Source organism: Sandaracinobacteroides sp. (assembly GCF_057137845.1).
The window spans coordinates 1-8,734 of sequence record NZ_DBNHFX010000077.1; the positions used below are offsets into that span (position 1 = coordinate 1).

An 8,734-nucleotide genomic window follows, 5' to 3' on the forward strand; every position below is an offset into this window, starting at 1 on the left:
ATCGCCAAGCTTCAGCGAAAGCCCGGCATAGACCAGCAGCACGCCGACGATGCCGGGCAGGATCATGGTGATCGGCCGCCGCCGTTTCCGGAACAGCACGCCGATCAGATAGATCGCGCCGGCGCCGATCAGCAGCCACGGAATGACGCCGGCAACCAGCGTTGCCACGTTCACCGGGTTCACGATGATATAAAGCCCGATCGCCGCCAGCATCCCGGCAATCACCGTCTGCATCTGCCAGTTCATCAGCCTGTCTCCCGCCTTGGTGAAGCTATCGTGCTGGCAATACCCCCTGAAAGCAAGTGGTTCCGAAAGCCACGCAAAATCGCTTCCGCCGTGGATTCCGCCGCACCAAGCGGGCATAAGGCGAAAATACCGGCAACAGCCCGCAACGGAGATAACAATGAGCCAACTGGTCGTGCTTGGATTCGACGGCCTGACCGCCGCCGACGAGGTGCTGAACAAGCTGCGCGGGCTGAAGGTCGAGCATCTGATCGACTTCGAGGACGCAGTCGTCGTCGAGCGCGACGCCGAAGGCCGTGTGCACATGAAGCAGGCGATCAACCTGAAGAAGCTCGGCGCCACATCGGGCGGCCTGTCGGGCGCGCTGTGGGGCACGCTGGTCGGCCTGCTGTTCCTGAACCCGCTGGCAGGGATGGTGGTGGGCGCCAGCGTCGGCGCAGGGGCAGGCGCACTTTCGGGAAGCCTGATGGATTATGGCGTCAACGATGATTTCGTGCGGCAGTTGTCGGCGACGATCCCCGACAATTCATCCGCGCTGTTCGTCCTCCTGCGCGAGATGACGACCGACAAGATCGGAGAAGCGATCCAGCCATGGCACCCGCGCGTGCTGAACACCTCGCTCTCGCACGAGCAGGAAAAGGCACTGGTCGAAGCCCTGCGCGAAGCCCGCTGACGACGATATCAACCGGTCATCATGGCCGGCCATTCACCTCGCGGCCATTCACCTCGCGGCCCTTCACCTCTCGATCGAGGAACCGAAGGATCGTCCGCCACAGATGCTGCTGCAATTCGGGCGCGCGGATGCCGTGCGTCTGGCCGGGATAGACCATCACATCGAACGGCTTCCCGGCCTTCTGATAGGCAGCGATCGCGCGCGCCGAATGGTCGAAGACCACATTGTCGTCGGCAAGGCCGTGAACGATCAGCAGCGGATCGGCCAGCGCCGACGCGTCACGGGTAACGTCGCTTGCGATGTAGGGCGCGGGATCGACGCTGGGATTCCCAAGATAGCGTTCGGTATAGTGGGTGTCGTACAGCCGCCAGTCGGTGACGGGGGCGCCCGAAACACCGGCGGCAAATGCACCGGGATGCTTCGTCAGCAGCCGCTGCGCCATATACCCGCCGTACGACCAGCCATAGACCGCGATACGGTCGGCATCGATGCCGGGTTGCTGCTTCAGCCAGCCAAGCGCCGCCATCTGGTCATCGACTTCGGGAAAGCCCAGCCGCAGGTGGATCGGCGCTTCGAACGCCGTGCCGCGATTGGGGGTGCCGCGCCCGTCGACCATGAACACCGCCCATCCCTGTTGCAGCAGATACTGGTGCAACAGGCTGCCGAACGCGCGGCGCACACGCTGCGATCCCGGACCGGCATAGATTTCAAAGAACACCGGCGCGCGCTCTCCGGGCTTCAGGCCCGGTGGGCGGCTTAAAGAATAGTGCAGCATCGTCCGGCCATCGGCTGCCTTCAGCGTGCCGAATTCGGGCACGACATGCGAAGCAAGGCTTTCCGCATAGGGAAAACCGGTCTGGCCGATCCGATGCAGCGGTTGCAGCGCCGCACCCTTGTTCTGAACCAGTGAAACCGCAGGCGGGGTATCGGGTGTCGACCGGGTCAGCAGCAGTGTGCCGCCCTTCCGATCAGCGACGCTGTCGGTCCAGCCGCCGGGCATGGTCAGCCGTTCGATCGCGCCACCGTGCAGCCCAACCCGATAGAGCGACTTTTCCAGGGGCGTTTCCCGGAACCCGGTGAACAGGACGGTGCCATTGCCCTCGTCGATCGCCAGCGCCGCATCGACCGGCCATTCGCCCCTTGTGATCTGCCGGAGCCGTGCGCCATCCCACAGATACAGATGCCGATAGCCACTGCGCGCCGACGCCCAGATGAAGCGTTTTCCGTCGGCCAGCGGTTTCAGGCTGTCATGCAAGGCGACCCATGTGGCCGAAGTTTCCGAAAGCAGCACTTCTGAACGCCCGCTTTCAGCATCGACCAGAAGCAGGTCCAGCCGCTTCTGGTCGCGCGATTGGCGCTGCACCAGCAGTTGGCGGAGGTTCAGCCAGTTGACCCGCGCCAGATAGATATCGGGATCAACGCCCAGATCGACGCTGACGGGCGCCCCGCCGGCAATGGTGTGGATTTCAAGGCTGACCAGCGCATTGGGCGTGCCTGCAAACGGATAGCGCTGTTCGGTGACGCGGGTGCCATCCGATCCGATCGCCGCGCGCACTGCAACCTTGACCGGGCTTTCATCGACGCGGGCAACCGCGATCCTGCGGTCGTCGGGCGACCACCATTGCCCGGTCGTCCGGTGCATTTCCTCCTGCGCGACGAACTCGGCAAGGCCATAGCTGATCAGCCCGCCGCCACCAGTGGTCAGCGCGCGCTCGCGGCCGGACGCAAGGTCGATCACGAACATGTTCTGGTCGCGGACAAAACTGGCGTGGCTGCCCATCGGCGAGAGCTTCGCGTCGAGTTCGGTGGTCGCCGTTTCGGTCAGGCGGCGCGGCGCGGCATCCAAGGGCGCAATCCAGATATCGCCATCCAGCGGCACCAGCAGCGACTTTCCGTCCGGCGCCCATTGATACTCGACCAGCCCGCGAACCGAGGCGAGGCGGGCACGCTCCCGGCGCATCAATTCCGCTTCAGACAGGGCGGCGGCGCCACCCGAAAGCACAAGGCTGTCGACCGCCATGCGACTGACGCCGGTCGCCACATCTTCCACCCAGAGGTCATAGCGCAACTGGTCGTCGCTACGCGGTTGCAGCCATGCGATGTGACGGCCATCGGGCGCGATCGACAATGCCCGCGGCGGCGTTCCCAATAGCGGCGGATCGGCAAACAGACGACCGAGCGTCAGCGGCGGCGCGGCGGATGCAGCCGGGGCGGCAATCCCAAGACAAAGGGCAAGCAGAAGCGTTCGCATATCCATCGGCGTGGCGACAATCACGCCCAAGTGCAAGTGGCGAAACGGAAACTCGTCAACAATTGCTACAGAATGGCAGCGATTTCCGGTTAAGTGGTTAACACAGCACAGCAAACCGTTGACTTTGGTGCCGCCATAACCACAGTGGATGCCAAGGGGTTCGGAACATGGTGCGATATGCGCTTCCAGATCATTTGGCCGCATGGTGCGAGGAGCAGATTGCCGTTGGGCGCGCTGCGAGCATTGCCACCTATGTAGCTGGATTGGTTGCAAAAGACAGGCGGCAACAACACAATCTTGCGCGTTTGCGACGTGCAATTGCCGACGCGCGCCAATCCGGCATTTCGATGCAGGACGCCGCCGAGTTCCTGACCGGCCCGGCGATGCACCAACCCGATCCAAGGATCGAATCCGCCCGCAATGCAGTCCGCCAGGGCCGGCTCAGCGGCACGTCGCTCGCCTCGATCGACGGCATCTTCCGGCGGGCCACGCTGTCTGACGACCATGTGCCAAAGGCGCATGCCGCATGACCGTGCTCAGGCTCACCATCCGCGCCGAGAAAGACCTGGCTGAAATATTCCAGTCGATGGCGCACGAGTTCCGTTTCTTCGGCGACGAGGCTGCGCGGAGCTACTGCGAAGGCCTGAAAGCAGAATTGGAACAGTTGGCGCGAAGCCCGCTGAACGGCCGTCCCGAACCCGACATTGACGACCGCACGCGCAGTCACCCCTTCCGGCGCCACCTCATCTATTACGAGGCCGACAGCGACGGCATCGTCGTGCTGCGCGTTCTGCCGGATATGGCTTGCACCGAGCCGCCGATCGACTAGTTCAAACCGACACTGGAGGTGTTGGAATGAACCAGAATGCAGGCGCCGAACGGGCGGTAGCCGCCGACTTTGCCGGATTCACCAAGGTTTTGGGCCGGATGTTCGATACCGAACTCGAAAGCTTTCAGGGCCTCTCGGGGCACTATGGCATATACGAGGATGTCGACGGACTGATGCAGCGGATCCGTGATCTGGCGTCACAATTGACGGACGAACTGGCGGCGCTCGGCAGCGGCGCTGCGGCAGCGGTTGCGGCCCACGTCGGGCTTCTCGATTCCATGCTGGAACTGCTCGATCGCTATGTGCAGGTGGCCGACCTGCGCGGCGCAACCCTGACTTCGGGCGACCTGCTGAAAAAACTGCAGGGCTGGATCAGGCTGCTGCGGGAATGGCTTTCGGGGATCGGCCGGCAGTTGGTGGCGATGGCGGCTGCGGGCTGACCTGCCAGCGCTTCCGGTCTATGCTGCCCCCTGCGCAACCAGAACGAGGACCAGCAACGCATGCACCCGATCGGATGGCAGGACATTGCATTGCGGCTGGTTCTTGCGGCGGTTGCAGGGCTGCTGATCGGCTTCGACCGTGGCGAGCATGGCCGGCCGGCCGGCATGCGGACCACGCTGCTGGTCTGCCTTGCTGCGGCGATCGCCATGATCCAGGCGAACCTGCTGCTGCTGACCGACGGGCGCCCGGCGGATTCCTTCGTCTCGATGGACATTCTTCGTCTGCCGCTGGGTGTGCTTACCGGCGTCGGCTTCATCGGCGCCGGGGCGATTTTCCGCCGCGACGAACTGGTGCTTGGCGTCACCACCGCTGCCACATTGTGGTTCGTCACCATCATCGGCCTGTGCTTTGGCGCCGGGCAGATCGGCCTGGGTGCCGCTGGCGCACTGCTGGCGCTGTGCACTCTGTCGGGCCTGAGGCTGGTTGAACTGCGTATCCGGCAGGAGCGGCTGGCAATGCTGACATTGCACGTAGCAGCCGACGGCCCGCAATTGGCAGACATCCGCGCATCGCTTGAAGCAGCCGGATTCCGGGTGATCCGCACCGGACTGTCGCGGCCATCGCCGGATGCCGGGCCGACGACCGCCAGCATGCAGGTAAGATGGCGGGGTTTCCGCGAAGACCCGACAGTCCCGGCGATCATCGACGAACTGTCGGCCCGTCCGGGGATCGTCTGGCTGGAGTGGGCGCCCTGAGTTGCTGATGGCGCCCTTCAAATGCTGGTACGGATGGTCGGACTCGAACCGACATGTTGTTGCCAACGGCGGATTTTGAGTCCGCTGCGTCTACCATTCCGCCACATCCGCGCGGCACAGCGCTATGCTGCGGCAGTGCGGCCACGTCAACCGCTGCACTGCCGCGCCACAGGCCTTTGCGTTACAGCCCCCGGAAATCCAGCCTTACGCCAAGGCGGACCTGCCAGATCGAGTAGTTGGTGTAGATCGTCTCTGACGGCGCGCGGAAGCTCGAATATTCATACTTCGCGCAGGCCTGCCCGGCGCCGGTAACGGGCGCGCCATTGGCCTGAAGGCAGGTCACGTTCACCAGCGACGCCCGATACGGGAAGTTGACCTGCCTGAGCGAACCCCAGTCGCTGTCCAGCATGTTCAGCACATTTTCCATGTCGGCGAACAACTGGATTTTGCCGCCAAGGAAGAACGGAACTTCCTGGCTGATCCGCAGATCGAGCTTGTTCCAGCGCGGGCTGCGACCGATGTTTTTCGGCGCGATCGACCCCTGATGCCTGTTCAGTTCGCTATCCTGCACAAACTTCTGGAAGCCGGCGAAATCAAACCCGGCCGCATAGCTGACGATCGGGTCGGCGGTGATCGACGATACATTCGGCACATAGATCAGGTGCCTGCCATCGTTACCAAGCGTGCCGAAAATGACCGACCGCGACCCCGAACCCGCATCCGAGAAGGCATAGCTGTAACGCTGGCCCGCGCGGCTGTTGAAAAACAGTTCGAACCGGCTCGCATTGTCGCCAAACAGCCGCGCATCATAGGAGAACCGCAGCCGCAGGCTGTTATCCACCTGATAATTCGAGATGCCATAGGCCGAATTGTTCGGATCGAGGCTTGCGGTATTGTCCCAGTTCGAGAACGCGACCGACGATGTGCCGGGGCTGACATCCTTTGCACGCTGGAACGTATAGGTGCCGCCGATAGAAATGCCGTTCTGCCACACTTTGTCGAGATGGCCGACGATGTTCCAGCTATAGCCCTGATCTGTGTTGGTCAGCATCAGGTCCGGGTTGGATGTGATCGCGCTGATCGACGCCAGTTGCTTGTACCGGGGCCGGCCATCCGGCAGCACCCCGTTCGGGCTGACCCTGAGGTCCACCCAGGTAAGGCCGTCCCTCACGCGCGACCAGATGACATTGCCGCCGAGCTGCCAGCCGTCGCCAAGCGGTCCGAGATCGGCATCGTAATCGACGCCCGCCGACACCCGCCATTGCGAAGGAATGCGGAACGCCGGATCCAGCACGTTGGTCGTCGCCAGTGACGAGCCTGCGGTTGCCAGCAGGTTCTGCAGCGATGGCGGCACGCCCGGCCCGCCGCTGACGCCGTTCAGGACGGCGGCGCCAAGCAGGTTCTGGTCGGCGGCGGAAAGGCCCGGAATATCCGACACGGTATAACCGGTTGCGGTGCGGCTGATCGTCGACTGCGCCAGCAGCGGTCCGGGGGTCGAATAGTTGTTGGAAATCCAGACGTTCGGATTGCCGCCGCCATACAGCCCGGCGGTCGCCCGCATTTTCAGCCGGTCCGAAAAGTGCCACACCAGCCCGAAGCGCGGTTGCAGCAGATGGCGGCCGGAAAGGCTGGAGTTGTTGGCAAAGCCATAGCGGTCGGTGAACGCCTGGTTGAACGCCGGCCGGTCGCCGGTGGCATAAAGATCATAGCGCAGGCCGCCGATCAGTGTGAGATCGGGGGTCGCGTCCCAACTGTCCTGAATGCCCACGGTAAAGATGTCGTTTGCGAACAGCGCGCGCGTGCTGTCGATGGTGCCGCCGGTCGGGTAGGCATAGACAAGCTGGTTGGCGCGACGGGCCTGATAATCGGCCAGCGTTTCGAAATACCATTGGCCGGCAACACGCTGCGCGAACAGGTTGTCGATGTTCTGCGCGCGATACTCGACGATGGTTTTCACGTCGTGGCCGTTTGCCTGAATGCGGCCCTGAAATTCTACACCCAGCGTTTTCACGAACAATTCGTTCGCCTGCCGCGAGGCATCCGGCCCGAACTGGATACGGCCGACGCCCGTGGTGCACGAAGTCAGCGAACCCGATGCCGCCGGGTCGAGACAGACCTGAAACTGCCCGAACGTGCGGCCGCCGAACGGCTCCTGCAGGCGCTGGTAATCGTTGTAGCTGACACGAACCTGCGTCGAGAAACTGTCCGACCAGTCGCTGTTCAGTTGCGCGACACCATAATGGTTGATCGAACCCTGATTGTAATTGTTCGACTGCAACGCCAGCAGTGGTGAAGTCGTGCTGAAGTTCGGGATACCGGCAAGCTGGTTTCCCTTGTTGTAGATATAGGTGAAGGCTGCGCGGTGGCCGTCGGTTATGTTCCAGTCCAGCTTGACGACCAGCTTGTCGTCGTTTTCGGGAACGGCCTTCGCCACATCCAGCGTATCATAGCCATAGACCGACTTGGCGATCGCCGAAACCTGATCGATCTGCGCCCGGGTGATCGGCAACTCGTTGGCGAAGCCTTCGCCCATCGGGCCGAGCAGCGACGGCGTGGTGTCGCGAAGGCGTTCCCATGTCACGGCGAAGAACAGCTTGTCCTTGATGATCGGCCCGGTGATCTGGGCGCCGAACACTTTGGAACTGAAATCGCGTTCGACGCGGGTTCCGCGCACATGGCGGCCGGCAAGCGCATCCGAGGTATAGCTGAAGAAGCCGCCGACGTTGAACGCATTGCCGCCCGACTTCAACACCGTGTTGATCGCGCCGCCCTGAAAGCCGCCCTGCTGGATATCGACGGGCGCAGTTTCCACCGTGAACTCGGCGATGGCGTCCAGAGGCACCGGCCCGCGCGACGAGGCAAGCCCGCCCGATTCCAGCCCGAACGGGTCTCCGAAGCCGATGCCATCGACGGTGATGCGATTGAAACGGTTGTTCTGCCCGGCAATCGAGATCGCGCCGCCGTTGGTCGGGTCCAGCGTTACCAGCGGATCGCGCGCGGCAAGATTGCGGATGTCGCGGTTCACCGACGAGATTCCGGCGATATCCTCGGCCGTAAGCGAGGTGGCAGGGCCGGTCGCAAGCTGGATCGACGAAGGAGCGCGCACCGCAGTTACTTCGATCGTCGCGCCTTCGGGCACCAGCATCACCGCCAGCCGCTGCGGCTGCCCGGCCGCGAGCAGCGGCACGGTCGATGAAACGGATTCGAAACCCGCTGCCTTGACCTCGACATCGAACGGCCCGCCGACCCGCAGGTTCGGCACCGTGAACGTGCCGGACGCGTCCGTTGTCTGCACCGAACGCGTGCCCGAAGGCACATGGACGACGGTGACAGTCGCGCCGACGATCGGCTTGTCACCGTCGTCGTGGACTTCGCCGCGGATCGTCCCCGTCACTTCCTGTGCGAGCGACGGCGCAGCCGCAACGGCGAGAAGTGAAACCGAAGCGCCAAGGCGCAACGCCGTCAGCAACATCGTCGAAGCCATGCGAGCCATGCAATCTATCCCCACTAACTTTGGCGTCTGCCGTGAACCAATCTGGCGG

At 63.3% G+C, this 8,734-nt stretch carries 8 protein-coding genes and 1 tRNA gene; 5 read left to right on the top strand and 4 right to left on the bottom strand.

What is annotated here, in order from left to right:
• A partial coding sequence (locus tag AC16JP_RS03760; RefSeq protein WP_484339263.1) for a hypothetical protein occupies positions 1-246 on the bottom strand: 246 nt, incomplete at its 3' end.
• Between the two features lie 157 nt (positions 247-403).
• Here AC16JP_RS03760 and AC16JP_RS03765 point away from each other — a divergent pair.
• On the top strand, positions 404-916 hold the full coding sequence (locus tag AC16JP_RS03765; RefSeq protein WP_484339264.1) for a DUF1269 domain-containing protein: 513 nt from the start codon (positions 404-406) through the stop codon (positions 914-916).
• Positions 917-935: 19 nt separating this feature from the next.
• On the opposite strand, the gene AC16JP_RS03770 is transcribed toward AC16JP_RS03765, so the two are convergent.
• Positions 936-3,167, bottom strand: coding sequence for a S9 family peptidase (locus tag AC16JP_RS03770; RefSeq protein WP_484339265.1), 2,232 nt, complete (start codon positions 3,165-3,167; stop codon positions 936-938).
• Between the two features lie 305 nt (positions 3,168-3,472).
• Here AC16JP_RS03770 and AC16JP_RS03775 point away from each other — a divergent pair, with 305 nt between their 5' ends.
• Genes AC16JP_RS03775 through AC16JP_RS03790 form a run of 4 tightly spaced genes read left to right on the top strand, consistent with a single transcriptional unit; the run spans position 3,473 to position 5,192 of the window.
• Positions 3,473-3,697: a hypothetical protein gene (locus tag AC16JP_RS03775; RefSeq protein WP_484339266.1), complete on the top strand. Its 225-nt coding sequence runs from the start codon at positions 3,473-3,475 to the stop codon at positions 3,695-3,697.
• Positions 3,694-3,996, top strand: coding sequence for a type II toxin-antitoxin system RelE/ParE family toxin (locus AC16JP_RS03780; protein WP_484339267.1), 303 nt, complete (start codon positions 3,694-3,696; stop codon positions 3,994-3,996). The genes AC16JP_RS03775 and AC16JP_RS03780 overlap by 4 nt, the downstream gene beginning before the upstream one ends.
• Positions 3,997-4,022: 26 nt before the next feature.
• On the top strand, positions 4,023-4,436 hold the full coding sequence (locus AC16JP_RS03785; RefSeq protein ID WP_484339268.1) for a hypothetical protein: 414 nt from the start codon (positions 4,023-4,025) through the stop codon (positions 4,434-4,436).
• Between the two features lie 60 nt (positions 4,437-4,496).
• A complete protein-coding gene (locus AC16JP_RS03790) occupies positions 4,497-5,192 on the top strand; it encodes an MgtC/SapB family protein (protein ID WP_484339269.1) in 696 nt (231 codons plus the stop codon).
• A 25-nt stretch (positions 5,193-5,217) separates the two neighbouring features.
• Here the strand turns inward: AC16JP_RS03790 and AC16JP_RS03795 are convergent.
• Both AC16JP_RS03795 and AC16JP_RS03800 read right to left on the bottom strand, forming a co-directional pair.
• A tRNA-Leu gene (locus AC16JP_RS03795) sits at positions 5,218-5,303 on the bottom strand.
• 70 nt (positions 5,304-5,373) lie between these two features.
• Complete coding sequence (locus AC16JP_RS03800) at positions 5,374-8,685, bottom strand: TonB-dependent receptor (protein ID WP_484339270.1); 3,312 nt, start codon at positions 8,683-8,685, stop codon at positions 5,374-5,376.
• Positions 8,686-8,734 lie beyond the last annotated feature (49 nt).

What these genes read in the sequence shown, in the direction of transcription:
- AC16JP_RS03780 (WP_484339267.1), top strand. Translation starts at nt 3,694, where the DNA reads ATGACCGTGCTCAGGCTCACCATCCGCGCCGAGAAAGACCTGGCTGAA.
- AC16JP_RS03785 (WP_484339268.1), top strand. Translation starts at nt 4,023, where the DNA reads ATGAACCAGAATGCAGGCGCCGAACGGGCGGTAGCCGCCGACTTTGCC.
- AC16JP_RS03800 (WP_484339270.1), bottom strand. Translation starts at nt 8,685, where the DNA reads ATGGCTCGCATGGCTTCGACGATGTTGCTGACGGCGTTGCGCCTTGGC.
- AC16JP_RS03790 (WP_484339269.1), top strand. Translation starts at nt 4,497, where the DNA reads ATGCACCCGATCGGATGGCAGGACATTGCATTGCGGCTGGTTCTTGCG.
- AC16JP_RS03765 (WP_484339264.1), top strand. Translation starts at nt 404, where the DNA reads ATGAGCCAACTGGTCGTGCTTGGATTCGACGGCCTGACCGCCGCCGAC.
- AC16JP_RS03770 (WP_484339265.1), bottom strand. Translation starts at nt 3,167, where the DNA reads ATGCGAACGCTTCTGCTTGCCCTTTGTCTTGGGATTGCCGCCCCGGCT.